The organism is Desulfobulbus rhabdoformis (assembly GCF_016919065.1).
Classification (GTDB): Bacteria; Desulfobacterota; Desulfobulbia; order Desulfobulbales; family Desulfobulbaceae; genus Desulfobulbus; species Desulfobulbus rhabdoformis.
The window spans coordinates 158,954-182,297 of the sequence record NZ_JAFFQA010000001.1 but is presented as its reverse complement, the minus strand read 5'-3'; the positions used below and the strand labels follow the sequence as shown (position 1 = coordinate 182,297).

Here is a 23,344-nt window from a genome sequence, read left to right as displayed (position 1 = left end):
ATAGATTGTAAGTTATTACGTCAGGGTTTGGTCAAAAGATAGTTCACACCCGTTGCCGTAGCCACGGTTACCGCCAGGCCAAACAGGCCACCGCTGGTCAACGACGAGGAGGCCGCTGTAGCGGCAGCGGTGGCAAGACCGCCGACCGCCCCCTTGGAGACACTCTGGCCGAGGGCATCCCCCATACTCATCTCGCCCTCGTTGACCTTATGCAGATTTGCCCCCAAGGTGCCGGTTCCAACCACAACCATGCCAAAAAGACCGGCTGCCAGCATCTGCGAACTCTGCACAGGGGCGGTGGGCAATTGATGCACCGGCATCACAGTCGCCTGGGGGCCTGTGCCATCGTAGGTGGGATTATTCTGGTTCTGGGCCATGGCTGTCCCCTGGTCCATACCGGGCTGCCCGGCGACCATGCCATTTGTATTGAGGTGCTGTTCCATATATCTCACTCCTTCCCGGTTTTGGTGGGATCAACCGTGGCGGCAGCCTCTGCGGCCTCGGCATTTTTTGGTTTTACCCCTGGAAATACGCTGCCAAAGGTCTTACCCATGGCCTCACGTGCTGGCCTACTGGTTAACAGAAAGGTGGCCGCAGCCCCGACCAGCGCCCCTTTCCAGAGCTGGTCGTACTGGGCGGTATTGGTGTACAGGGTTTTCACCACATCCGAGACAGTGGCTTCTCCTTGCATGAACTGCTCAAAAGAGTGCATAATCTGGCCGTAGCGCTGCTGTTCCAAGGCTTGCCTCGCCGCAGCCTGTTCCGGCGTCTCGCCCTGCACATAGACAACACCGGGCTGCCCCATGGCGGGATTAACCGGCTGCTGATAGATAGGTTGCTGGTAGGGCTGGCCGACAAAGACTATCTGACCGGTCGTCGGATCCACAGCATACCCGGGTGGCAGCGGCTGCTGTGTATATTGAGGTTGTTGCGCGTATTGGTGATGGGGTTGCTGACCGGCACCTTCAGCGGTTTCAACCGTTGTTTCATCACCTGTCAGACCTTCTCCTGATTCCTGCTGCGGGGCAGCGGCCTCGGCTCCCCTCTGCTCTCCAGCGGGTTCCGCCCTTCCCTGTTCTTCGGGGGAAGGTCCCGTATCGGCAGGAACGGTTGTGTTTCGCTGAACACTCTGGTCCTGATTATCCTGTTCCATGTTGTTCTCCTTTCCTTAAAACCACTTTTCACGTCGGTGGGTGTCTTGAATAATGAGATTTTTCAATCAAGGCCAAGTGAGCGCAGACTCCGAGAATAAAATTGGAACCTACCCTTCCATGGTCTGGAGGTTGGCATGTTCCGGGATGGTATCAGCGTTTGTATCGAGCAAGGTCAAAAGCTGATCACGAACCGCATCACGTTTCCCCGGATACTGACCAACAGAGGCAACCTCTTCCCAAAGCTGTGGGGAGAAAACATCGGTGTCATATTCAATGATCACGGAAAGAGCCTTTTTATTTATGCGATACCCAACTATTCCCGGGATGGAGGCCACAATAATGGTCAGCTCCTGCTCATCCACGCTTCCCAGCTTGGTTGCACCACTCCAGCTGGCCTTGACACGAATACGGCCGGGAACATGATGGGCAATATGGAGGTAAAGCATATGGTCGAGCAGACCATCGACAAGTTCTTCACTGGTGTACATTCTCTTGATCCTTTTCTTCCTGGTAAATAAATTCAAGGCGGGCTGATATATCAACGATATCCCGGACAGTGAGCATCAACAAACGGGGCGCCTTCAGGCCATAGGCTTTAAAAGACCATTTGCATTGCAACTCCCAGATCAACCGCTCGTTCTCCAGCCGTAGCTTGCCTATAACCGGCAGTAGCCGGTGAATATCCACAAATGAGAGGATACCGGGCATTTTGGTGCTCCAGCAGTCTTTCCCCGCGGGACGCAGGGAAATCTGCTGGCCGATCTTGAAGGTCGCGTAGGGGTGCTCGCTCAAATTAAAGAATTGGCTCATGGCCCGGGTGCGCTCCTGATCTGGAGTCTGAAAACAGCGGGTCTCCACCTCGGCGTGCAGGCTGGAGACCATGCCGTGCTCCAGATCGATATCGAGCCCCCCAGACAACCCTTCCTCGGCCCATCCTTTGAATTTGTGCAGGGGGGCATGGGCGACAAAATTGACCCGACTCCTGTCGGTCAACACATACTTCAAAATACGCTCCTTTCTTCAATTAACGCTTCTTCAGCTCATGGGCTTAATCAGCTTGAGTGGGGTACTCTTTCTCTCCGGCAGAACAAAGAGGGAATCTTGACGATGATCACTCACCGTACAGGTGTGATCGGTGCGTTCGCACCGCTTACAGCAGTCCAGCGGGTCCACGGGAGGTTCCCAACTGAGCAACCTTCCCGAGTTCAACAAAATTCCCCCGGTGTGGGCGATGTGTATCAGACCGGCCAGGACAGGGGAAAGAAAGCCGAGCATGGCCAAGGCCGCGCCGATCAGGTCGGTGGAAACCGCAAGATAATGATTTTGGTCGATGGTGCGCATGGTCCGGTGGCTGAGATTACGCACCTTCATCAATCCTTCCAGATCTGAATCCGCCAGGGCAATATCCGCAGCCTCCATGGCGACCTCGGCACCGGCGGCGCCCATGGCGACTCCAATATCCGCTCGGGCGAGAGCCAGTGCATCGTTGACGCCATCGCCCACCATGACCACAGAAGCATTTCGGCGCAGCTCATCCACCCGCTGAGCCTTTTCCTCAGGCATCAGCTCGGCTCGGCACTCGTCAAAGGGGAACACCCCCATCAAACTCTCGGCGATCTCCTGACTGTCGCCGGTCACCAGACTAAGCGACTGCACCCCATCGCGGCGCAAACAGTTGAGCACCCGCACCGCTTCGGGGCGCACAGGATTGGCAACTCCGAGCATCCCCTGGACACTGCCGTTTCTGGCCACATAGACCACGGTATTGCCCAAGGCGCGCTGAGACTCCGCCTTCTTCTCAAACCAGCGGATATCTACCTCATGCTCATCCATGAACTGACGGTTGCCGACAAGAACCACCGAATCGCCGCCAACGGTGCAGAGCACCCCGCGACCGGCCTTGAAATCGCAGACCGCATGCGGCTCCGGGCTCAGGTTTCGCTCCCGTGCCGCTGCGAGAATGGCCTTTGCCATGGGATGATGATTATGCGACTCCGCAGTTGCTGCCATGGCGAGGATCGTCTCTTCGGAAATGGAAGGCGTGCGCCCAAAGACGGCGATAACCTCGGGTTGGTCCATGGTCAGGGTCCCGGTTTTGTCAAAGCAATAGATATCCGCCTTGCCCACGGTCTCCAGATACAGGCCGCCTTTGATCAGAATCGAATGTTTTGCCGCGTTGGCCAAGGCCGCGGTAATGGCCGAAGAGGCGGCAAGAACCGTTGCACAAGGACAACTCATGACCAGCATCACGGTGAGGGCTCGCATGGGGTCCAGGGTCAGCAGCAGAGTCAGTGCTGTAGCCGCGAAACCGATCTTCATCAGTCTTCCGGCCAGCTCATCGGCCTTCTGTTCCACCGGTGCCTTGTTGGCCAGAGAGTCCTCAACCATTTTCATGATATGCGCCAGGTAGGTGTCTTCACCTGTTTTCACGGTTTTGATAAAGAGCACCCCCTGACTGAGGATGGTTCCGGCAAACACCTGATCGCCCCGCTGCCGCAGCATGGCCTCGGAGCGACCATTGATGGAGGACTCATCCACCAGGGCCTCTCCCTCGTCAACCGCACCATCAACAGGAATGCGTTCGCCGGTATGGACAGCGACCACATCTCCAGGCCGAATCTGCCCAACCGGTGTTTCCACCTCCATCCCATCCACCATGACAAAGGCGTTGGCCGGAGCGACCTCAAGAATATCGCGGATGGCCTGGCGGGAACGTTGAGCCACATATTCCTCAGTCAGCTCCGCCACGTTGTAAATCCAGAGTATCTGCAGCGCGGAGAAGGCCTGGCCCATGGCAATGGTGATCAGAGATCCGGCGGCAAGAAACGGCGAGACCGTGACCTTTTTTTTGACCGTAATATCCTCATAGGCCTCGCGAGCCAGGGGCAGGGCCCCCAGGAAGGCCACAGCGCCCAGAAAGCTGATCGGGGTCTGGATAAGCGGCAGTTTAAAAACCCATAATCGAAGGGCGGCATAAGCCATACAGCCGCTGAGCCAGATAACCCGGCGCAGTTTGGTGCTGAAACTCGTAGGGGTGGAGCAGTCGCAGGAAGTGCAGGTCGGCCAGGGCTCCTGAGAGGTGACGACCGTTTTTGCATGAGCCTGGTATTTCAAAGGGTGAATCACCTGTTGAACGACCACTGCAAGAAGTGCCCGAGAGGTGATAAGAGCTGAATCGTACAAGATAATGACAGCCCCACTCTTCGTTCTCGCCTCTGCGCTGCGCACTCCTTTTGTTGCACCGAGATGTGCCTGCATCCACCCTGCCTCTCTCTGCTTGCCTCGCAGGGAGCGCACCTTGATTCGTATTCGTCCCGGCATGGACTGCTTAACCTTCACTCCGGCCTTTTTCAGCAAACCGGTACTGAGACAAAAGGATGGAGTGGTTCTTTTGTGAGCGTGTTGTTGCGTTGCCTGCATAAGATTTCCACCTGGATAACGGCCCTGGGAGCCAAATTTTCTTCTATAGGGTGTCTGGAGTAATTAGATTTTTCAATCAAGGTCAAGGATTGCTGATAATTTTACCGCAGGCATATGACGGATATTCCGAGGATAAAATTCTCAGCAAGACGAGGTAGTCACCACCGAAGACCAGTTACAAAAATGTTCCGCCGGTATCCCATATGAAAAAGGACGATAATTCAATCCATCCAGCTCCATCTTCGGGACAAGAAACTTCTTTCAACATAACAAAAAAACAACATAAATTTAGGCAGTTGACAGCATAGCCACAAGAGTTTATTATCTAACTGTAACTTATTTCGTTTAATGAAAACGAAATTGCACATTAAGCAAGGAGGCTATTCCATGTTCTATATTCCTCTCACCACCACGCCGGTTGGCTGGCTTGTGCTTGGCCTTGGTGGATATGCCCTGTACAAATCAGGCAAAAAAAGAGGCGAGGAAGAGGCAGCAGCAGCTCAGATCACCGCAGTTCCCGCACCTGTGGAAGTTCATGAAGAATCCGCGGAAAAAGAAGGAGAGCAGTAATGTCAAATCCCATTCTCGGAGTACCCCTGTTGACCAGCAACCCTGTGGGCTGGGCCGTTCTGGGCGTTGCCGGCTACCTGACCTACAAGGCAGGTAAAAAGGCCGGGAAACGCAGTATCGAGCAGGTTGATCAGGAATGCCTGGCCGATCGTGCCGTGAAAGGAGTGATGAAATCGGCGTACAAGGCTAAAATGAAAACCGACTCCATGTTCAGCTCCACCAAAGACAAATACAGTGAAATGTGGAAAGAGGCGCAAACCGAGGCAACACAACAGGCCTAGCCCTGATTTTCAGGCCTCCCCCAAAGTTTCACTCGTCTTCCTCTCCTCCGGCACCGGCAGCGTCCTGTCCGTGCCGGAGTTCACTTTTTACGATTACCTGGGCCGCCTGTTTGCGGTTGAGGTAGCACCGTAAGCCACCGGGGCTTGAAATGGTAATCGGTTCCACACCGGCAGTATGCGCCTCACGTGCCTGCTCAATGGCTTCCAGAGTCAGACTGCACCCCGGTCCAATCCCATGGGTTTGCAGGTGCTCACGGACCTTGCGCCCCCCAATTATTTCGCTGACAGCAAAAGGCTGATTTCTTGTTGCAAAATAAAACTGGTGCTCCGTTTCATCCCCGCCTTTTCCCCACACCCTGGCGGCCTCGCCTTCTGTGAGGCGGGTTCGTTCATGCCCATTGATTAATGTCACATAATCCATATGCGGCAGGAGCCGGATGAAGGTAATGCGTGCTTCTTCCGCCAGGCCGAGGTGTCGCAGGGCCAGGTTGCAGCCACGGCCGCAGGACATGGTTTCCACGTGCCCCTGCTCCTTTCGCTCCATTTCCACCAAAGGCTTACGCTCTCCGGAGTCCGCATGCACAAAAAGCCGTATTGCCAGTCCGGCCGGAACGACCACATCTCCCACCGCAGTACGGACCCTTGCAGGGAAATAGTTGACGTCTTCGTCATGGCGGATGACCTGGCTTCCAACATACAGTCCCAGGCGCTGCAGCCATTGGCTCAAGCCAGGATGGGTAATATCAAGTAAGGTCAGAACGGTATGTGCGGGCGCATCCAGCAGGGAAGAATACATGCTTATTGGCCCTCCTGATTGGTGGTGGCCGGTGGTAATTGACTGGGAACTGCTCGACCACGTATCCCTGCGTAGCTGAGAATTCCAACAGTGCTCAGGTTATGGAGCAGGGCTGCGGCCACAGGCTGCACCAGGCCCAGGGTGGCCAGGAAAAGAAAACTTGAATTGAGGCCAATTGCCGCAGCAAAGGCCTGATGCATGGTCTGTTGGCTGCGCATGGCAACCAGGCGGGCAGTGAGCAGACATTCCAGATCTTCCCGCAGGAGAATGACCTGCGCCGATTCCTTGGCCAGGTCGGCTCCCTGGGGTAGACAGATGCCCACATCCGCCGACACCAGAGCCGGAGCGTCGTTGACCCCGTCACCGATAAAGCCAACCCTGTGTCCATCCTCCTGCAGCTGCCCAACGATGGCGGCTTTCCCCTCTGGCTTCAGTTCCCAATGCACTGCATCTACAGCGGGCAACTGAGCCGCAATGGCCTTGGCGGTCAGCTCGGCATCTCCGGTCAGAATGACAATCTTCTTTATGCCTGCGGACTTCAGTCCGCCAAGGACTGTTTCCGCCTCGGTTCGCAACTCATCGCGCAAACCAATAACGCCGACCAGGTGCTCTTCGCAGGCGACATACAGAAGGCTCTTGCCTTCTCTTTGCAGTTGCTCGGCTACCTCATCAACTGCACCGCAGGGAATGCACTCATCCTCCTCGATAAAATGCCTACTTCCCACCAGGACATTTTTTCCGTGGATATAGGCAGAAACCCCGTGAGCCACAATGAAGTCGACCTGACTTGTCGGCGGCAATTCCAGTCCTCGATCCTGGGCCGCGTTCACCACCGAGGTCGCCACAGGATGGGAGTAATGTTCTTCCGCTCCAGCTGCCAATTGCAGCAGGGTCTCACCATCGTAGCCGTTGATACCGTGCAGGTCGGTCACCACCAGCTCGCCTCTGGTCAGGGTGCCGGTCTTATCAAAGATCAGGGTATCGATCTTTGATAAGGCATCCATGGCCTGGGCACCTTTTAACAACACACCTTCCTTGGCCGCGGTGAACATGGCAACACGCACAGTGACCGGATTGGCAAGCGAGATAACGCAGGAGTAATCCACCGTGAGCACAGCAGCAGCCTTGCTCAGATCACGGGTGATGGCCAACAGCCCCAAGCCCAGACCAAAGGTTACCGGAACAAGTCGATCGGCGAGCCGATCGCTTTCTCGTTGTGATTCGGACTGGCTGCTCAATGACTGTTCAAGAAAGGTGGCAATACGGGCCATGGAGGTTTCACCGCCCACATGACTGGCTACAAAAACTATGCGGCCGTTTTCCACCACAGATCCACTGAGAACCTGGACACCTGGATGGACATGGACCGGAACAGACTCACCGGTAATTGAACTGGTATTGACCGAGGCCTCTCCCTCGACCACCTCACCATCCAAAGGAATCAACTCACCCGCACCGCAGATGACACGATCTCCGATACGGGCCTCTTCCAGGGGGATTTCCAGTTCGCGCCCATCCAGCTCAATCCAGATTTTTTCCACCTGGGGCTTGAGCAGACTCTTAAGCAGACCATTGGTCTTGCTTTCACTCATGGCCTCAAGGTACTCACCGGTTGAAAGGAGAAAAACGATGCTGGCTGCGGTGAAATAATCCTGGCGGATGAGGCAAAAGAGTACGGCCGAACCATCCAGCACTTCAACCTTGACGCCCCGCTTCCACAGCGTGACAACACCTTCAATCAGGGTGGGCAGGGCAAAGATGACAGCAACGGGAGCGGCAAAGAGCTTGGGCAAGACCAGCAGCGAGAGGGTCAGCCCGCCTCGCGTGATCAAGGATAACGGTGAATGCAGAGTGCGTAGCTGTCCCCTCCCCTGCAGGGATTGCTGAGGCAGGTTCGCCAGATAGGCAAGAATAGAGGCTCGAGTGGCTTCCTGGCCATCATGTTCGATAACCACTGAGACGGCACGGCTGTTCAGCCGTACATGCCTGACCCCGGCAATGGATTCGAGGCCAGCCTCAAAAAAATCTGGATCAAGCTCCGGGCTGCCGATCAGGGGACTGCGCAGACGAACACGCCCCTTGATTTCATGGGCTATCGTAATAGGCTTACTTTGAAAAAGGTTCACTTCTCCCCCTGAACCTCAACCTGGCAGAGTTCGTCTTTGCTTTTTTTCATGGTCGCGTCGATCAGGTACCCAGCCCCGGCAAGAACCGAGGCAGCCAGAGCAACCTGGAGAGGAGTACTTCTACTGGTCGCCTGGATGATTAGGGTCGCGGCAACTCCTTTAGCCAGACCGTTGACCACGGCCTGCCCTGGAGTGAGAGCACCTCTGCGGACATCCACCCAGTTGGAACCGACGGACATGGCGCTGGCAATGCCTAGCACGCCAACCATAGAGGTTCCCGTCTGAAGAGGAACAACCATTCCAGTGTCGTTTTGCCCAGAAAAGGGGGCGGGGACAACGGGGATATTATTGAGACTCTGAACCATTTTTATCCTGTATCTTGCTGCGGCAGGTGTTTTTTTCTCTCTGCTCTACAAACTGTTTGAATCGGGCAACAACGCCCTGTGGATCATCACAGAGATTTTTCTGGACAAAACTCGTGTACAAAACCAGCCTGTAAACAAGGTCCGGGCTGGCGACATGTTCCATCTCACAGGCGCCTTTTTCAGCATCCGCCTCGTCAATCCCAAGAATCTCGATAAAAAACCGTTTGAGCGTTTTATGCCGGTGATACACCCCCTGGGCCACTGATTTCCCAGCATCTGTCAGGGTGACGGCCCCATAGGGAACGTAATGGATGAGATCTTTATCGCTCAAGAGGCGCAGAGCCTCGGTCACCGAAGGTCCGGTTACCCCCATGCGGGCAATTATCTCTTTGGGTCGGACTTCAGTCTCGTCTCCTCCCAATAGATAGATGGCCTCGATGTAATCTTCCAGGCTGGCGCTCAACTTTTGCGCGGCTGTCATGGCATGGCTCCCAAGCCTCTTCTGGCTATTGGAATACTCACTTCATTGCAATCAACTTTCCCTTTGACCAGAAAAAGAAATTTTAATGACTGTCTCCTCTTGGACGCTTACGTTGATTACGTATCTCAAAGCTCAGTGTGGTAGTTCTCTTTTCGGTCAGGTACTGGCCTGTATTTTCCTTTGGAGGATCGGTTTTCGTAAAAAATCGTACAAACCAACGTCCGCTCGCCTCAATGGGCAGGGTAAATTCACCAGCGCCAACGTCCGTTTTGGGAAAATACATATCCTCCGCCTCTGTAGAGAATCCGGCATAGGTCGCATCCCATGTCCCCTGGCCATCATAGGGCTTTCCATCGTAGTGCACCTTAAAGGTAATGGAGTCCCCTTGTTTCAGGGTGGAGGGATCCTTTTGGGGCACCAGCTCCAGGGGGAGCCCCACCTCTGCGGGAAACGGACTGGAGGGGTGCTCACAGGTAACATAGGTCTTGGCCCACTGACTCGAACGCATACTGGACTCGACACTCTGCGCCTTCTCAACAAAGGTGTTTAACGGTTTGAGGGAGTGGCGTTTACGCCCTTTTTTATCGGTGTACATGGCGAAATAGCCAGGATTGGTTTCCGCCACCAGAACATAGGTCCCAGGCTGCTCATAGTCGACCACATAGGAGTGCAGTGATTTTTCATCACGCAGGGCAATATCAAAGGCCTTCCCTTGTGGATCGATGACCCGAACGAAATTCAATTTGCTCCTGCGAACCGCCTCATCGACCGGAAAATGGTGTCCAAAGCAAAAGAACAGAGGGGAGCCCTTTCCCTCGCTGAGAGAGTAACGCCCGGACTGAATGAAGAGAGAATGCGCTGCTCCCAGTGAGGGAAACAGGAGGAGAAACAGCAAGACGGCAACTATTGAATGGGCCTGTGACCATTCCTGAAGAGTATATACTTTTGGCATATTCATTCCATTGGTTAAATCCTGAATCAATGACGACGTGTGAGCCCTAAACGACCTAGCCTTTTAATGCGGCGAAGATTTTTAAACAAATTCATCTATTGTTCAGCTTCATCCGCCGGCACGCATGCAGGTAAATATTCAGAGGATTTGGATTTCTTTCAATCTACTCCCTGCCGCCCTGTTCCTTCTCCGCAGCCGCAACCAATACAGGGGGTAGTGTTTTCCAGCGACCTGCATGATGCCGCCGCGCCCTGCCGGGAGCAGCAGGAGCTTGAGCCGCAGCTGCAGCCTTTTGTTGTTGTAAAACGCCGATAGAGATACCCCACGGCACAAGCGACAACAGCGAGAGTGGCCAAGATGTCCCAAAATGGCATTTTCTCCTCCTCTTCTTGCGTTAGCGCAACGATGATCGCACGGGAACAGTCCTGCAGGCAGGAGGAAACCCAGCCCGAATTTCTTGCTCGACGACAACTCCGGGCGAGGCTTCCTCACCCCCAGGAGGATTTACATATCCTTTGCCTGGAGCCAGACAACGGCATCACGGGAGCATTTTTTGCCCTTGTAGGTATATTCAGGATCAAGGTCAAGAGCGGCAAACCCCCACCAACCCGCCTTGGGGATACCAAATGTGAACACCCCGTTCTCATCTGCAAATATTGTCTGCAGCACAAAGGAATCCTGGGGTGCCTCGGCAGCGGCCTCCTTGGCAAAACCGTTTTTGTCAAGCAAGGGTTTATGATTCAGATACTCGATCTCAACCTCGGCTCCTGGTACGGGCTTCCCGTTGACAAGAACCTGCCCCTGAAAAACATTACCGGTCCAGCGGTCATAGGGTTTGGCCAGTGGGACAATCTCGGTCGGCAGCCCGACAGGCTCATGCCAGGCACCCGGCTCACCGCCAACATTAACAATGACCTTGGTGTTCTGCTTGATGTAAAAACCATCCCCCTCTTCCCAATACGGCTCGGGAATGAGGCAAAAGGCATGATCACCTCCGCGTGCCTGGTAGGTGGTTTCCCACGCCTTGCCGCTGTTGGTCAGGCTCGTCCAGGTGATCGGCTTAAGAGTCTTCAGCAGATCGGTTTTTTTGGGTGCATTCTCACCGCGGCTGCGGACCACAAAAAACTGCTCCGGGGTCCCCATATCCATGGTATGACCGGCCTCAAACGGATGAGTGAAAACCAGTTTCAAAGGAATCTTGCCTCCTTTGTCGAGCGCCATCTCCGGGGTGTAGATCATCTGAAAATGAGCCGAGGCCGCAACCGCAGACCCCAGGACCATGGCTCCGGTAAATGCCGCTGCCAGTAACTTGTTCATGGATCTCCTCCTAATTCTGATTACGTTTTTTAATTGCAACGAGTCGACAAAATACAATGCCTATGCATTACTCGACGATTTCCGCACCGGGCACAGTAATCTGATGCCCCTCTCCGGCATCAAAAATCACAGTGTATTCGCCCTCAGGCTTGGAAAAAGTGTACTCGGAATCCTCATTCATGTTCCCTTTTGTCAGCACTTGACCATCAGCGCCCTGCACTCTCAGTGCCACTCCGGAAGCAGACGATCCATCAGAAAATCCCCCCTCGCAAGTAATGGTCTGATCGCCGTTATCAAAACAAGAGCACAACGGCGTGTGGGCCTGCGCCAGTCCTGCACTAAAAAATACACTGAAAGCTGCAATACTTAGTCGACGAAACATAGGTCACCCAAATTTTGTTTGTTAGCGGTTGTAAAAGTTATCGGTCGTCGAACTTAGCCGTTCCTAAATTTTGTGTCAACTAACTTTTTAGCCTTATATAAAAAAATTTTATTCGCATAAATTTTATTGACCTGTGAAAAAAATTAGCATAGAGAGTAGGCTTATTTTAGAAAAGCCTAACACGGAGACCATAATGAAACATAGAAAGCGCAACCGGTGCTGCAGACTCTGCGATATCCCCCCCGGGCAAACGACGCGTATTCGCTGTCACCATGCAAAAGGTGCAATTCGCCAACGACTGCTCGATCTTGGTTTTGTACCGGAATCCGAGGTCGATGTGGTCCGCCGAGCCCCTCTTGGAGACCCGATCCAATGCAAGGTGGCCGATTATAACGTGACCCTGAGGAATGCCGAAGCAGCACTCATTGAAGTAGAAGAGGTATCCCCCGAATCCGCCTAATCGCCTCACCTCTGACCAACACCGTTGCCTCCGCTTACAAGCCGACAACACCCCATTCACCAGAACTCTGTACACGAACTCCAATGGAACAGAAGAAAAACCTTCTTGTCGGCCTGGCAGGCCAGCAAAACTCTGGAAAATCAACAACCTTTAACATGCTCACTGGGGCCAACCAACATATCGCCAACTACCCCGGTGTGACGGTTGACAAAAAGTCGGGCTCCTATACATTCGAAGGTGTCCGGGTGGAGACGGTTGACCTGCCCGGCACCTACAGCCTGACCTCCTTTTCCCTTGAAGAACGGGTGGCCCGTGATTTTCTGATCAACGAAAAGCCGGACGTCATTGTCAACGTCGTAGACGCCTCTTCGCTCAAGCGGAGTCTCTATTTTACCTTTCAGGTCCTGGAAATGGGCTTTGGGGTTGTGGTCGCCCTGAACATGATGGATGTGGCCACGCGTAACGGCATGACCATTGATATCGAAAAACTGCAGCATCGGCTTGGTGTCGATGTCATCCCGACGGTGGGACGGAAAGGGAGGGGGAAAAAAGAGTTACGCAGGGCTATTCTGGCGACCACGAAACGCAAGGAGGGGTTGCCGCTGACCATCTCCTACGAGGAAATCGAGCCACTGCTCAAAAAACTCCAGGAGAAACTGGCAACAACAGTACTGGCTGAGAACTACCCGCTGAGGTGGCTTGCGGTCAAACTTGTTGAAGGGGACAGCGAGGCAGAGCGTATCCTTATTGAGCATCTTGGCTCGTCATCTGCCGAACTGGAGTTGACCAGAAAAATTCGACGGGAATTTGAGGAAAACCACTACATGACGGTTGCCGATTATATGGTCGGCTGCCGAGACAGGCTGGCAAGCTCCATTGTGGAGAGCTGTGTGACCAGGGAGGCACAGGGCGGTTTTAACATCTCGGAAAAGATCGACAAACTCCTGCTCAACCGTTTCGCGGCCCCGATCTTTCTGATACTGACGGTCTTTCTCATCTATCAGCTTTCCATTGTCAAAGGGTATGAACTGACCCAGTATTGGTGGCCATTTCTTGCCAAGTTCCGGGCTATTGTCGCCTCCCTCTTGCCGGATGCAGGCCTGCTGCACGACCCCTATATCCGTTCCATGGGACTGTGGATGGTGGATTCCGCCAATGCACTGCTGAACTACATTCCTATTTTCCTGATCCTGTTTTCCCTGATCGCCATTCTTGAAGACTCGGGGTACATGGCAAGGATCGCCTTCATTCTTGACAAGATGTTCAACGCCTTTGGCCTGCACGGCCAATCAACCCTGCCTTTTATCCTTGGCGGTGTTTTTGCCGGCGGTTGTGCGGTTCCCGGGGTTATGTCCACCAAGGGGATCCCCGATGAGCGCTCGCGCATGGCGACGATTCTGACCGTCCCCTATATGAATTGCCTGGCGAAAATCCCCTTTTATACCCTGCTGGTGAATGTCTTTTTTGTTCAATACAAGTCCTGGACCATGCTGTTTTTGTCGACCTTCACCATCTTTGCAGCCCTGCTCGTCGCCAAATTCCTGACCGCCACTGTTCTGAAAACCAAGGAGACGGCTCCCTTTGTCATGGAGCTGCCCAATTACCATCCACCGACTCTTTTCGGTGTAGGCCAGAGGGCCATTGAGCGGACCTGGCAATACATCAAAAAGGTGGGTTCCATCGTCATTGCCGTCTCTGTCTGCGTGTTCACTCTCTTGCAGTTTCCTGGCCTTGATGACAACCGTGAGGCCTATTACCAGAAAGAGATGGATAAGGCTGTGACCAAATTCTATACAAAGATAGAGGGCAATGCCTATGCGCCGCAGTTTCAGGAAGAGGCATCCCTGGTCGCCCTGATCAACCTGTACACCGACTTCAAAACAGCCAGGCTCAATGTGAAAAGCGCCGACGCCTCAAAAGCGCTGGATGATGCATACCGGGAAAGCTACCCAAACCTCTTTGTCTTCATGAAGCCACGGGGGGATAAAGATGCCAAAACCATCAACAAAAATCTGCGTAGCCTCGCATCCAAACGAAAGTCACTCAGGCGGGAGATCAAAAACGAAAACATAGAAAATAGCTTCCTGGGAATGTTTGGCCGGGCCCTTGAGCCCATCACCCAGTTTGCCGGATTTGACTGGAAGATCAATGTGGCGATCTTTTCTTCCTTTGCCGCCCGCGAATCCAGCGTGGCCACCATCGGCGTACTCTATCAGGAAGGAGCCGATGACAACAAGAGCCTAGAGGAACGCATGGGTACGGAGACCTCATCTTCCGGCTTTACCCCGCTGCACGCCTTGGCGGTCATGGTTTTCTTTGCCCTCTATCCGCCCTGCCTTGCAACAACCATTATGATCAAGGTGCAGACCAATTCCTACAAATGGATGCTCTTCTCCATGCTGTTTCCCACAGCGCTTGGGTTTGTTGTGGCCTCATGTATCTTCACCGGTGGTATGGCTCTGGGGATGAGTGGTTTTCAGATGATGATCGCCTTTTACCTGCTCGTCGTCCTGACGACGATACTGGTCGGCACGAGGAACAAATGGCTGCCTTCGCGACACAACCGCACCAAGGCTATCTTGCAATAAATCGTGTGCAGGGGCAAAAGTATCCCCCCCTATTGCGGGCTCCACGTTGCAGAGGTCACCATTTCAAGAGTCCAAACCTGGTGACGACAAAACAACAAATAGAATTGTCGCAGACTACCTAATTGTAACGACACGGATTCAGGATACAAAAAAGCCGTCCTCCGCATTCAGCGAGAACGGCTTTTTTGTATCAACACATCAGGAAATTAAACACAACATGTTGCCCCGTCACAGCCCTCGCCGCATGGCAGAAACAATTTTCTCCACATTGAAGCGAAACATTGTCAGGTAGCTTGCAGCAGGCCCATCAGCTTTGGAAAGAGCGTCAGAATAAAGCTCTCCTTCAACCTGTACCTGAGCTTCCCGGGCGATCTGGTCAATCAAGCGACGGTCGCTGATATTTTCCACGAATACGGCACTGATCTTCTCTCTTTTGATCTGACGGATCAACTCCTTCACCCCACCGGCCGAGGCTTCACTTGCCGTGGTCACGCCCACAGGCGAGAACATTTGCACACCATAGGCATCTCCCAAATAACCAAACGCGTCGTGGGAGGTAATCATTCGCCTGTTCGCCTTGGGCACCGTGGCAAACTGCTCTTTCAACCAGGACTCGAGGGTCTTTATCTTACCGACATAAACCGATTCTGCCCTATGATAGGCCGCTGCATGAGCTGGATCAGCGGCAACCAGGGCCTTGGAAATATTTTGGGCATAGAGCATGCCATTTGAAAGGCTCTGCCAGGCATGGGGATCAACATCGCCATGATGGTGATGATGGTGCCCGGCCTTATGCTCCTGATCCTCATGCTGGGCGTGCTCATCCCCATGGTGATGCTCTTCCTCGTGAGCGTCTTTGTGCACCTCCATGACCATGGCACGAGGTGTCACACCTTCACTGGCGACAACGATTTGTCCTGAGAATCCAGAGGCATTGACCAACCGGTCCAGCCATCCTTCAAACCCCAGTCCGTTGACCACAACCAGATCCGCACTTTTGAGGATCTTGGCATCGGAGGGGGATGGCTCAAAAACATGTGCGTCCTCGTCTGGGCCCACCAGGGTCACCACCTCAACCGTATCTCCCCCCAACTGGGTGACCATGTCCCCCAGGATGCTAAAACTCGCCACCACTTTAAGTGGCGTTGCAGCCAGAGAGGTTCCGGTCATCCAGAGAAAAACGCACAGAAAGAAGGCGATTTGTCGTATTGACTTCATTGTATCCTCCAAAGAGTTATCCGGTTAAATGAGAGCCTGGCTGATAGCGACTCAGCAGGCTTCCTTTTCTGCCAAAAACAAGGGAAAAGAGATAACAGCCACCGGCCACCAGGATAATGGATGGACCTGTCGGCAAGTTGAAATGGTAAGAGAGGAGCAAACCGCAATACCCGGAGAACATGGCAATACAAACGGCCACCAGCGAGGTCGTCCAGTACTGGTTGCCCCAGAAATGGGCAGAGGCCGCTGGCAGCATCAACATGCCCACCGCCATCAATGTTCCCAGAGCGGTAAACCCGGCCACCAGGTTGAGCACCACCAGGACTAAAAAAAGACTGTGCATTGCCCCCCCATGTCCTCCCACAGATTTGAGGTAATCCGGGTCAAAACATTCCACCAGCAGAGGGCGATAAATAAAAGCCAGGGTGAACAGGGTGAGACTGGTAATGGAGGCAACCAGGATCAAGGCAGGATCGTCAACGGCGAGAATGGTCCCAAAAAGGACATGAATCAGGTCAACATTGGTACCACGCAGGGAAATGATCAATACGCCAACTGCGATGGACACCAGATACAAGGCAGCAAAGCTGGCATCCTCACGCAACGAGGTATAGCGCGAAACCAGCCCTGCGATAAGAGCCACCAGCAAGCCAACAACAATACCGCCAATGGTCATGGAATACAGTGACAAGCCTGAAACAAGAAAGCCGATGGCTGCCCCCGGAAGAACCGCGTGCGAAAGCGCATCCCCCATCAAACTCATGCGACGAAGCACAAGCAGCATGCCCACCGGACCACACCCCAGCGCCAGGGCAAAGCAGGCCACCAGGGCATGACGCATGAAGAGAAATTCCTGAAAAGGAGAGAGACAAATATCAACAAAGGTGTTCATTCCCCCTCCCTGCGGCAGATTTCTGCCTCCTGGTCCCAAGCCTGGGCCATGGCCCTTGATCGGGCAAGATTTTCCTCTGTCAGCACATTGGCCGTCTCGCCCCAGGCGATGGGCTCTCGGGCCAGCAGCAAACTCTGGGGAAAGGCCTCACGAACCAGATTAAAATCATGCACAACCACGAGAATAGTCCGCCCCTCGCCATGCCATTGCTGGATAACGGTCATCAAATCTGCGATGGTCTGCTGATCGACGGCACTGAAGGGTTCATCAAGGATAAGCACAGGGGCATCCTGCAGCGACATCCGGGCAAACATCACCCGCTGAAACTGTCCTCCAGAGAGCTCATTGATCGATCTGGATTCAAATCCGCTCAAGCCAACGGTCTCCATGGCCTGCTCTACCCTGCGCCAATGCTTGGGCTGCATGCCCGAAAAAATACCGATCTCAGGCCAGAGCCCGAGCAGGACGGTATCAAGAACTGTGATGGGAAAACTTCGGTCCACCTCCAAACGCTGAGGCAGGTAGGCAATCTGTTGTTTCTTGAGCCCACCACGATCAATCGTTCCATCCAGCGGGCGAAGAAAACCGGTGATTCCTTTGACCAGGGTACTTTTTCCCGATCCATTGGGCCCGATAACTGCCGTCATTGATCCCGAGGAAAAGACACCGGAAAGATGATGTACAGCTGGCCGACGCTCGTAGCCCAAGGTCAGGTTGTTCAATGTGATTGAAGACATAACCTGTTATTTCCCGCTCATGGGTGTATCGCCCAGAGCACAGCCCCCCAGAGCAGGGCAACAACGAAGGCGCTCATCCCAAGCCGCATCCATACGCTTGAGGCAAGAGGAGAAAATCTATTTTTCATGTTGGCGTGTGCTCCCGGTTGCGTCTTCCTTCTATCAGGCAACCGTTTTTTATTTGTATTTTTTATCGTTTACTAAAATAGTATTTTTAAGCATAAAAAATAACTCCGTCAATATTTATTCAATAACATATTAAAATCAATTGAAAATAGACAGGAGTTTGCATATATATGTCCAAAGAAATGGAATCCAATTAACGAAAATATTTTTTATTTATGAACACGCTCCCCCCTCTTCCAAAGGACAGGCTCAAGGCCGTATTCAACGATACAGGGCTTCGTTTTACAAGCCAGCGCGAGGTTATCTGGAGGCTCTTTGAAAAGCATTCCAATGGCTTGACCATAGCCCAGGCAACCAACCTGCTTGCCTCAAAAAAAATCAGCCAGACCACGGTCTATCGAACGGTCAAGGCCCTGGAAGGGATGGGCTATTTACGCTGGGTTCACTCTCAGGAGGGCGAGCATCGCTACCTGACCTCGCGTCCGGGCCACAGTCATATGCTCGTGTGTAGAATATGCTCCAAGGCGGTTGCGTGCACTGACTGTGACCTCTCCATCCTGGAGCAGCTTATTGCCAGTAAGACCGGGTTTACAGTGGAGGGGCATTATCTGGAATTTTACGGACTCTGTCCGGATTGCGCCCATGCCTCAGAAAACAGTTAAACCAATTCCGCTCCATCAGCCTCCGCAAATATCCGAGGCAGCAGGCCTGCGCATGGAACTGGCCTGGGTGGGCGGCATTCTCTTTCTAAGTATTTCTTTCCTTGTGCTCCTGCTTGGGCAAAGCCGACCGTACTCAGCTCTGGTGGGCACTATCTCAATCAATTTTCTCGCCATGATGGTCGAGGCACTGCCGTTTATGCTGATAGGGTCTCTGGCGGGTGGGATTATAGAAGTCTTTGTACCGGTTCCCTTGGTCGAGAAACTCTTTGGCCGGCACCGCATCTGGCCGATTTTTGCCACCGCTGCCATGGGGCTGACCTTTCCTGTCTGCGAGTGCGCGATCATTCCAGTCATCCGCAGACTGCTGGGCAAAGGACTCCCCTTTGGCGCTGCCGTGGCCTTTCTTCTGGGAGGCCCCATCGTCAATCCACTGGTAGCGGCCTCTACAGCGGTGGCCTACAACCTGGATTGGCAGATGGTCATTGTCCGCCTGGGATGCGGCTATCTCATTGCGGTTGTGGTCGGCATACTTCTTTCCTGCAAATTCAGTCATGCAAATGCGGTCATCCCTCACATGCACGGGCAGATCAGCCCCTGCTGCGGTCATGACCACTGCAGCGCCAACACGCAGAACACCAGCCTGAAAGCAAAACTCTTCCACGCAGCTGGACATGCAGCCGATGATTTTTTCAGCGTAGGCTACTATCTAGTCATCGGGACCTTCATCGCAGCCTTTATCCGCAGCATGGTGCCTCTGGAGGCGTTCACGCACTTTCTTGCGTCCCCCTGGCAGGGGATCCTGATCATGATGGTCATGGCTGTCCTGCTGAACCTCTGCAGTGAGGCCGACGCCTTCATTGCGGCGAGTTTCCGTGGTGTTTTGCCCGACAGCGCCCAACTAGCATTCATGGTGCTGGGGCCGATGTTTGATATCAAACTTCTTTTGATGTACTTCGGCGTCTTCACCAGAAAGGCGATTGCGGCTCTGGTCATCACCGTCCTCACCATGGTCTTCCTGACCACAATGGCGCTGCACTTCTTTTTTTTCCACCCATTATAAGAGAGGATCATGCTCGCCAAATTGCTCCATGGACTGGTGATGTTCACCTGGTCTGTTTTTTTCTTCTGGCTGTATTTTGTCGATCCCAACCAGCTGGCAAAGCTGCTCCACCCAAAACTGTGGTGGCTGGTCCTGACGGGCGGCACGATCCTGCTTCTCTTCAGTGTCATTACCTTTAAAACAGCCCGAACTCATCATCATGCAACACCGTTGCGCTGGAGCTGGCCCTCGGTCGCCATCATGCTGGTTCCTCTTGCCTACTGCTGGTCAACACAATCAGCCCAGCTCGGGAGCCATACCTTTCTAGCCAGAACAACAACCACCCCCAACATGTCGTCCCCTGCTTTTAGTGCCACTACAAACAACTCGCCCCAGCAACCGATGGCAGATAATCAAGTAATCACTTCCTTAAGCCAGGTCGCTTTCAATTCCAGGCAACTCAATGGGCAGAGGACCAGCCTCCTCTGCCAGACCATGAAAAACGAAAACCTGCCCGAAGATCTCTTCATCTGCTACCGGTTCAGGATCACCTGTTGTGCAGCAGACGCCCTACCAATATTTACCTTTGTCCAAGTCACCCCCCAAAATACTCTCCCCAAAAATGATGACTGGGTTCGTGTCAACGGGACAATCACATCTCAAACAGTGGAAGGCCGAACCTTTCCACTCATCATTGCGACTTCCCTGACATCCGAACAGGCCCCATCCTTTCCCTATATTTACTGAAGACAATCTTTATATTTAGTATTGACTTAGCTTCAACAGCACTATATACAGCGTACAAGCGGTTGCATCCTTACCTAAATCAGGATCAAAGAGGATGAAAAGGGAATCCGGTGCAATTCCGGAACTGTCGCGCAGCGGTAATCAGGAACGAACGTTGTCAAAACCACTGATCAATGGATTGGGAAGGGACAACCTGTAGGCTCAACCTGAAAGTCCGAAGACCTGCCGTGAAATCACCAGCCGGGAAAAATCGGCTGAACTCTATCCCCCTCTTACCTCGCGTCAAGGAGAGAGCCATGCCACAGGCACGTCAGCAGTCCTTTGCCCCCTTTTTCACCACCATCAAAAAACGAGATCACCGCTTTGTTCCCTTTGAAGCTGGTAAAATCACTCAGGCACTGAACAAGGCCGGACAGGCGACCGGGGAGTTTGGCCAGCCCGAGGCTCGTCGGCTGACCATGCAGGTCATGGCCATTGCCCACTCGCTCATCGAGAGCGAAACACCCACGGTGGAGGAAATCCAGGATGTGGTGGAGGAAGTCCTACTCTCCTCTGCCTTCAAGAAAACAGCCAAGGCCTACATCCTGTATCGGGATCAGCACGCACGCCTTCGCGCGATGGTCACCCAGACCGATCTTGAGCTGATCGACAGCTATCTGCAGCAACTCGACTGGCAGGTGCAGGAAAATTCCAACATGTCCTACTCGTTGCAGGGACTCAACAACTACATCTCAAGCGAACTCAGCCGCACCTACTGGCTCAATAAAATCTACGCTCCCGAGGTGCGCCAGGCCCATGTGAACGGAGATCTGCACCTCCATGATCTCAATCTGCTCTCGGTTTACTGTGTTGGCTGGGACCTTCGCGATCTGCTCCTGAGCGGTTTTACCGGAGCACCTGGCAAGGCCGAGAGCGCTCCCGCCCATCATTTTCGCAGTGCCCTAGGGCAGATCGTCAACTTCTTCTATACCCTCCAGGGCGAAGCGGCCGGTGCCCAGGCTTTTTCCAGCTTCGACACCTTACTCGCCCCCTTTATTCGTCACGATGAATTGGATTTTCGAGAGGTCAAGCAGGCGCTGCAAGAGTTCGTCTTTAACCTGAATGTGCCTACCAGGGTTGGCTTTCAAACGCCCTTCACCAACCTGACCATGGATCTCATTCCCTCATCCAGCCTGAAATCCACGCCCATCGTCATCGGCGGGCAGGAACAGGCATCGGTGTATGGAGAGTACCAGCATGAGATGAATATGCTCAATCAGGCATTTCTTGAGGTGATGGCAGAGGGAGACGCACGCGGGAGGGTGTTTACCTTTCCCATCCCCACCTATAACATCACCGCCGATTTTGATTGGGATCATCCAAGTCTTGAAAAATTATGGCAAACCACCGCCCGATACGGGATTCCCTATTTTGCCAACTTCATCAACTCCGATCTTCGGCCGGATGATGCCCGCTCCATGTGCTGCCGCCTGCGGCTTGATACACGGGAGCTGGAAAAACGTGGTGGCGGCCTTTTTGGAGCCAATCCGCTCACAGGATCAATCGGCGTGGTGACCATCAACATGGCGGCCCTTGGCCACCAGGCTGCCGATGAAAGCGATTTTTTCCGTCGCCTCGACAAGTTGATGGAGATTGCCAAGACCTCTTTGGAAACCAAACGAAAGGTACTGGAGACCTTTACTAAAAAGGGGCTATATCCCTATATCCGCTTTTATCTGCGCGCCATTCATGACCGTTTTCAGCGGTACTGGGAAAATCATTTCTCCACCATCGGGCTCATTGGGGTCAACGAGGCCTGCCTCAACCTTCTGGGCGTAGATATCGGTAGTGAACAGGGGCATGTCTTTTCTTTACGCATACTTGAACACATGCGCACTCGGTTGCAGGAGTTCCAGGCAGAGACCGGCAACCAATACAACCTGGAGGCAACCCCCGCTGAAGGCACCGGCCATCGGTTGGCAAAACTCGATGCCCAACGTTTTCCTGCAATGCGTTCATCCCTTACCTGCAAGGGCGAGAACAACATCCCCATTTACGCCAACTCAACCCAGTTACCCGTCAACTATACAGACGATATTTTTGCACTCTTGGATCACCAGGATCCATTGCAGACCAAGTATACCGGGGGCACGGTGGTCCACTGCTTTGTGGGGGAATCCGATATTGATCCCCAGGCAGTCAAATCCTTTATCAGAACCGTATGCAGCCAATACCGGCTCCCCTACTTCACCCTGACCCCGACCTTTTCCATCTGTCCCGAGCACGGCTACCTGGCGGGAGAGCAGGCTCATTGCCCCCACTGCGGAAGCAGCACAGAAATATACTCCCGCGTGGTCGGTTACCTGCGGCCCGTGCAACACTGGCATGAAGGCAAACAGGCCGAATTCGCCGCGCGGGTGACCTATGAGAACAACTTCTAAGCTGATTATTGGAGGCTACCACCCAGCAAGTTTTATCGATTACCCCGGGAGAGTGGCGGCAGTGATCTTTTTTCAAGGGTGTAACTTTCATTGCCCCTACTGCCACAACGCTCAACTGATTCCTCAAAATCGCTCCCCCACGTTTAGCTCAGAGGAGATTTTAAAGCGCCTGCATTCACGAAGGGGAAAACTCTCCGGAGTGGTTCTCACAGGTGGTGAACCAACCCTGCAAACAGGCCTGCTGCCATTTTGTAAGGACCTGCAAGAGATGGGGTATCCGCTGAAACTCGATACAAACGGCAGCAACCCGGAACTCTTGGAGCAACTCCTTGACCAACAAAGGATCAATTACGTGGCCATGGACCTGAAGGCTCCACTTTCCCTGTACTCTCTTCTTGCTGGGAAAAAGGTGGATACGGCCGCCCTCCAGCGCTCTGTAGAAATACTGAGCACAAGTGGCGTACCACATCACTTTCGTACAACCTATGATCAGACACGTCTCTCTAAAGATGATCTCCTTGCAATCAAAGGGCTCGTCCCATCGGGATCTGCACATGTGGTCCAGGCCTGTCGCTAAGTTGGTTTGACCTTACACCATGTTCCTTTCCGCA

At 53.5% G+C, this 23,344-nt stretch carries 25 protein-coding genes and 1 riboswitch; of the genes, 9 read left to right on the top strand and 16 right to left on the bottom strand.

The features are described from left to right. Positions 1 to 20: 20 nt before the first annotated feature. From JWJ90_RS00870 to JWJ90_RS00850, 5 genes are all read right to left on the bottom strand, one after another. Positions 21 to 443 (bottom strand): magnetosome protein MamC family protein, encoded by a 423-nt coding sequence (locus tag JWJ90_RS00870; protein ID WP_205225289.1) that lies wholly within the window; start codon positions 441 to 443, stop codon positions 21 to 23. Between the two features lie 5 nt (positions 444 to 448). Further along, the gene (locus tag JWJ90_RS00865) at positions 449 to 1,153 is read right to left on the bottom strand and encodes a hypothetical protein (RefSeq protein WP_205225288.1); all 705 of its coding nucleotides are present in this window, start codon (positions 1,151 to 1,153) and stop codon (positions 449 to 451) included. A gap of 108 nt (positions 1,154 to 1,261) precedes the next feature. Next, positions 1,262 to 1,642 (bottom strand): hypothetical protein, encoded by a 381-nt coding sequence (locus JWJ90_RS00860; RefSeq protein WP_205225287.1) that lies wholly within the window; start codon positions 1,640 to 1,642, stop codon positions 1,262 to 1,264. Further along, positions 1,629 to 2,150 carry a YceI family protein gene (locus tag JWJ90_RS00855; RefSeq protein WP_338032269.1) on the bottom strand — a complete coding sequence of 174 codons (522 nt, stop codon included), beginning with the start codon at positions 2,148 to 2,150 and terminating at the stop codon, positions 1,629 to 1,631. Before JWJ90_RS00855 ends, JWJ90_RS00860 begins: the two co-directional genes overlap by 14 nt. Positions 2,151 to 2,189: 39 nt before the next feature. After that, positions 2,190 to 4,574, bottom strand: coding sequence for a heavy metal translocating P-type ATPase (locus JWJ90_RS00850; RefSeq protein WP_205225285.1), 2,385 nt, complete (start codon positions 4,572 to 4,574; stop codon positions 2,190 to 2,192). 387 nt (positions 4,575 to 4,961) lie between these two features. Here JWJ90_RS00850 and JWJ90_RS00845 point away from each other — a divergent pair, with 387 nt between their 5' ends. Together JWJ90_RS00845 and JWJ90_RS00840 are read left to right on the top strand one after the other, a co-directional pair. After that, positions 4,962 to 5,144 (top strand): hypothetical protein, encoded by a 183-nt coding sequence (locus JWJ90_RS00845; protein WP_205225284.1) that lies wholly within the window; start codon positions 4,962 to 4,964, stop codon positions 5,142 to 5,144. Next, positions 5,144 to 5,425 carry a hypothetical protein gene (locus JWJ90_RS00840; protein WP_205225283.1) on the top strand — a complete coding sequence of 94 codons (282 nt, stop codon included), beginning with the start codon at positions 5,144 to 5,146 and terminating at the stop codon, positions 5,423 to 5,425. The genes JWJ90_RS00845 and JWJ90_RS00840 overlap by 1 nt, the downstream gene beginning before the upstream one ends. 28 nt (positions 5,426 to 5,453) lie before the next feature. On the opposite strand, the gene JWJ90_RS00835 is transcribed toward JWJ90_RS00840, so the two are convergent. The 8 genes from JWJ90_RS00835 to JWJ90_RS00800 form a co-directional block, all read right to left on the bottom strand. Further along, positions 5,454 to 6,221 carry a hypothetical protein gene (locus JWJ90_RS00835; RefSeq protein WP_205225282.1) on the bottom strand — a complete coding sequence of 256 codons (768 nt, stop codon included), beginning with the start codon at positions 6,219 to 6,221 and terminating at the stop codon, positions 5,454 to 5,456. Between the two features lie 2 nt (positions 6,222 to 6,223). Next, a complete protein-coding gene (locus JWJ90_RS00830) occupies positions 6,224 to 8,347 on the bottom strand; it encodes a heavy metal translocating P-type ATPase (RefSeq protein ID WP_205225281.1) in 2,124 nt (707 codons plus the stop codon). Next, the gene (locus JWJ90_RS00825) at positions 8,344 to 8,646 is read right to left on the bottom strand and encodes a hypothetical protein (RefSeq protein ID WP_205225280.1); all 303 of its coding nucleotides are present in this window, start codon (positions 8,644 to 8,646) and stop codon (positions 8,344 to 8,346) included. The genes JWJ90_RS00830 and JWJ90_RS00825 overlap by 4 nt, the downstream gene beginning before the upstream one ends. Before the next feature lie 46 nt (positions 8,647 to 8,692). Further along, positions 8,693 to 9,193, bottom strand: a complete 501-nt coding sequence (locus JWJ90_RS00820; protein WP_205225279.1) for a metal-dependent transcriptional regulator — start codon at positions 9,191 to 9,193, stop codon at positions 8,693 to 8,695. 82 nt (positions 9,194 to 9,275) lie between these two features. After that, positions 9,276 to 10,145 carry a DUF4198 domain-containing protein gene (locus tag JWJ90_RS00815; RefSeq protein WP_205225278.1) on the bottom strand — a complete coding sequence of 290 codons (870 nt, stop codon included), beginning with the start codon at positions 10,143 to 10,145 and terminating at the stop codon, positions 9,276 to 9,278. A gap of 158 nt (positions 10,146 to 10,303) precedes the next feature. Then, a complete protein-coding gene (locus JWJ90_RS00810) occupies positions 10,304 to 10,519 on the bottom strand; it encodes a hypothetical protein (protein ID WP_205225277.1) in 216 nt (71 codons plus the stop codon). Between the two features lie 130 nt (positions 10,520 to 10,649). Then, positions 10,650 to 11,462, bottom strand: a complete 813-nt coding sequence (locus JWJ90_RS00805) for a DUF4198 domain-containing protein (protein ID WP_240194686.1) — start codon at positions 11,460 to 11,462, stop codon at positions 10,650 to 10,652. A 67-nt stretch (positions 11,463 to 11,529) separates the two neighbouring features. Next, positions 11,530 to 11,844, bottom strand: a complete 315-nt coding sequence (locus JWJ90_RS00800) for a hypothetical protein (RefSeq protein WP_205225276.1) — start codon at positions 11,842 to 11,844, stop codon at positions 11,530 to 11,532. 193 nt (positions 11,845 to 12,037) lie between these two features. Here JWJ90_RS00800 and JWJ90_RS00795 point away from each other — a divergent pair, with 193 nt between their 5' ends. Both JWJ90_RS00795 and feoB read left to right on the top strand, forming a co-directional pair. After that, on the top strand, positions 12,038 to 12,304 hold the full coding sequence (locus JWJ90_RS00795) for a FeoA family protein (RefSeq protein ID WP_205225275.1): 267 nt from the start codon (positions 12,038 to 12,040) through the stop codon (positions 12,302 to 12,304). An 83-nt stretch (positions 12,305 to 12,387) separates the two neighbouring features. Next, positions 12,388 to 14,892, top strand: a complete 2,505-nt coding sequence (gene feoB / locus JWJ90_RS00790) for a ferrous iron transport protein B (RefSeq protein WP_205225274.1) — start codon at positions 12,388 to 12,390, stop codon at positions 14,890 to 14,892. Between the two features lie 228 nt (positions 14,893 to 15,120). Here the strand turns inward: feoB and JWJ90_RS00785 are convergent, their stop codons facing one another. The 3 genes from JWJ90_RS00785 to JWJ90_RS00775 are packed head-to-tail and all read right to left on the bottom strand — an operon-like array spanning position 15,121 to position 17,739. Beyond that, complete coding sequence (locus tag JWJ90_RS00785; protein ID WP_205225273.1) at positions 15,121 to 16,110, bottom strand: metal ABC transporter solute-binding protein, Zn/Mn family; 990 nt, start codon at positions 16,108 to 16,110, stop codon at positions 15,121 to 15,123. A 16-nt stretch (positions 16,111 to 16,126) separates the two neighbouring features. Continuing rightward, entirely contained in the window at positions 16,127 to 17,002 is an 876-nt protein-coding gene (locus tag JWJ90_RS00780; protein ID WP_205225272.1) for a metal ABC transporter permease, read from the bottom strand. Next, positions 16,999 to 17,739, bottom strand: a complete 741-nt coding sequence (locus JWJ90_RS00775; RefSeq protein WP_205225271.1) for a metal ABC transporter ATP-binding protein — start codon at positions 17,737 to 17,739, stop codon at positions 16,999 to 17,001. The genes JWJ90_RS00780 and JWJ90_RS00775 overlap by 4 nt, the downstream gene beginning before the upstream one ends. A gap of 341 nt (positions 17,740 to 18,080) precedes the next feature. Between JWJ90_RS00775 and JWJ90_RS00770 the strand changes: the two genes are divergently transcribed. The 5 genes from JWJ90_RS00770 to JWJ90_RS00750 all read left to right on the top strand — a co-directional run bounded on the left by JWJ90_RS00770 (position 18,081) and on the right by JWJ90_RS00750 (position 23,310). After that, positions 18,081 to 18,527 (top strand): Fur family transcriptional regulator, encoded by a 447-nt coding sequence (locus JWJ90_RS00770; protein ID WP_205225270.1) that lies wholly within the window; start codon positions 18,081 to 18,083, stop codon positions 18,525 to 18,527. Then, positions 18,508 to 19,587: a permease gene (locus JWJ90_RS00765; protein ID WP_205225269.1), complete on the top strand. Its 1,080-nt coding sequence runs from the start codon at positions 18,508 to 18,510 to the stop codon at positions 19,585 to 19,587. The genes JWJ90_RS00770 and JWJ90_RS00765 overlap by 20 nt, the downstream gene beginning before the upstream one ends. 9 nt (positions 19,588 to 19,596) lie before the next feature. Further along, entirely contained in the window at positions 19,597 to 20,313 is a 717-nt protein-coding gene (locus JWJ90_RS00760) for a TIGR03943 family putative permease subunit (protein WP_205225268.1), read from the top strand. A 42-nt stretch (positions 20,314 to 20,355) separates the two neighbouring features. Continuing rightward, positions 20,356 to 20,557: riboswitch (cobalamin riboswitch) on the top strand. A 52-nt stretch (positions 20,558 to 20,609) separates the two neighbouring features. Beyond that, a complete protein-coding gene (locus tag JWJ90_RS00755) occupies positions 20,610 to 22,733 on the top strand; it encodes a ribonucleoside triphosphate reductase (protein WP_205225267.1) in 2,124 nt (707 codons plus the stop codon). Then, the gene (locus JWJ90_RS00750) at positions 22,717 to 23,310 is read left to right on the top strand and encodes an anaerobic ribonucleoside-triphosphate reductase activating protein (RefSeq protein WP_205225266.1); all 594 of its coding nucleotides are present in this window, start codon (positions 22,717 to 22,719) and stop codon (positions 23,308 to 23,310) included. The genes JWJ90_RS00755 and JWJ90_RS00750 overlap by 17 nt, the downstream gene beginning before the upstream one ends. The last annotated feature ends 34 nt before the right edge of the window (positions 23,311 to 23,344 follow it).

Bases quoted from the DNA above. Each gene is read 5' to 3' on its own strand.
- JWJ90_RS00870 (WP_205225289.1), bottom strand. From the start codon at position 443: ATGGAACAGCACCTCAATACAAATGGCATGGTCGCCGGGCAGCCCGGT.
- JWJ90_RS00865 (WP_205225288.1), bottom strand. From the start codon at position 1,153: ATGGAACAGGATAATCAGGACCAGAGTGTTCAGCGAAACACAACCGTT.
- JWJ90_RS00860 (WP_205225287.1), bottom strand. From the start codon at position 1,642: ATGTACACCAGTGAAGAACTTGTCGATGGTCTGCTCGACCATATGCTT.
- JWJ90_RS00850 (WP_205225285.1), bottom strand. From the start codon at position 4,574: ATGCAGGCAACGCAACAACACGCTCACAAAAGAACCACTCCATCCTTT.
- JWJ90_RS00845 (WP_205225284.1), top strand. From the start codon at position 4,962: ATGTTCTATATTCCTCTCACCACCACGCCGGTTGGCTGGCTTGTGCTT.
- JWJ90_RS00840 (WP_205225283.1), top strand. From the start codon at position 5,144: ATGTCAAATCCCATTCTCGGAGTACCCCTGTTGACCAGCAACCCTGTG.
- JWJ90_RS00835 (WP_205225282.1), bottom strand. From the start codon at position 6,221: ATGTATTCTTCCCTGCTGGATGCGCCCGCACATACCGTTCTGACCTTA.
- JWJ90_RS00825 (WP_205225280.1), bottom strand. From the start codon at position 8,646: ATGGTTGTTCCTCTTCAGACGGGAACCTCTATGGTTGGCGTGCTAGGC.
- JWJ90_RS00820 (WP_205225279.1), bottom strand. From the start codon at position 9,193: ATGACAGCCGCGCAAAAGTTGAGCGCCAGCCTGGAAGATTACATCGAG.
- JWJ90_RS00815 (WP_205225278.1), bottom strand. From the start codon at position 10,145: ATGCCAAAAGTATATACTCTTCAGGAATGGTCACAGGCCCATTCAATA.
- JWJ90_RS00810 (WP_205225277.1), bottom strand. From the start codon at position 10,519: ATGCCATTTTGGGACATCTTGGCCACTCTCGCTGTTGTCGCTTGTGCC.
- JWJ90_RS00805 (WP_240194686.1), bottom strand. From the start codon at position 11,462: ATGAACAAGTTACTGGCAGCGGCATTTACCGGAGCCATGGTCCTGGGG.
- JWJ90_RS00800 (WP_205225276.1), bottom strand. From the start codon at position 11,844: ATGTTTCGTCGACTAAGTATTGCAGCTTTCAGTGTATTTTTTAGTGCA.
- JWJ90_RS00795 (WP_205225275.1), top strand. From the start codon at position 12,038: ATGAAACATAGAAAGCGCAACCGGTGCTGCAGACTCTGCGATATCCCC.
- feoB (WP_205225274.1), top strand. From the start codon at position 12,388: ATGGAACAGAAGAAAAACCTTCTTGTCGGCCTGGCAGGCCAGCAAAAC.
- JWJ90_RS00785 (WP_205225273.1), bottom strand. From the start codon at position 16,110: ATGAAGTCAATACGACAAATCGCCTTCTTTCTGTGCGTTTTTCTCTGG.
- JWJ90_RS00780 (WP_205225272.1), bottom strand. From the start codon at position 17,002: ATGAACACCTTTGTTGATATTTGTCTCTCTCCTTTTCAGGAATTTCTC.
- JWJ90_RS00775 (WP_205225271.1), bottom strand. From the start codon at position 17,739: ATGTCTTCAATCACATTGAACAACCTGACCTTGGGCTACGAGCGTCGG.
- JWJ90_RS00770 (WP_205225270.1), top strand. From the start codon at position 18,081: ATGAACACGCTCCCCCCTCTTCCAAAGGACAGGCTCAAGGCCGTATTC.
- JWJ90_RS00765 (WP_205225269.1), top strand. From the start codon at position 18,508: ATGCCTCAGAAAACAGTTAAACCAATTCCGCTCCATCAGCCTCCGCAA.
- JWJ90_RS00760 (WP_205225268.1), top strand. From the start codon at position 19,597: ATGCTCGCCAAATTGCTCCATGGACTGGTGATGTTCACCTGGTCTGTT.
- JWJ90_RS00755 (WP_205225267.1), top strand. From the start codon at position 20,610: ATGCCACAGGCACGTCAGCAGTCCTTTGCCCCCTTTTTCACCACCATC.
- JWJ90_RS00750 (WP_205225266.1), top strand. From the start codon at position 22,717: ATGAGAACAACTTCTAAGCTGATTATTGGAGGCTACCACCCAGCAAGT.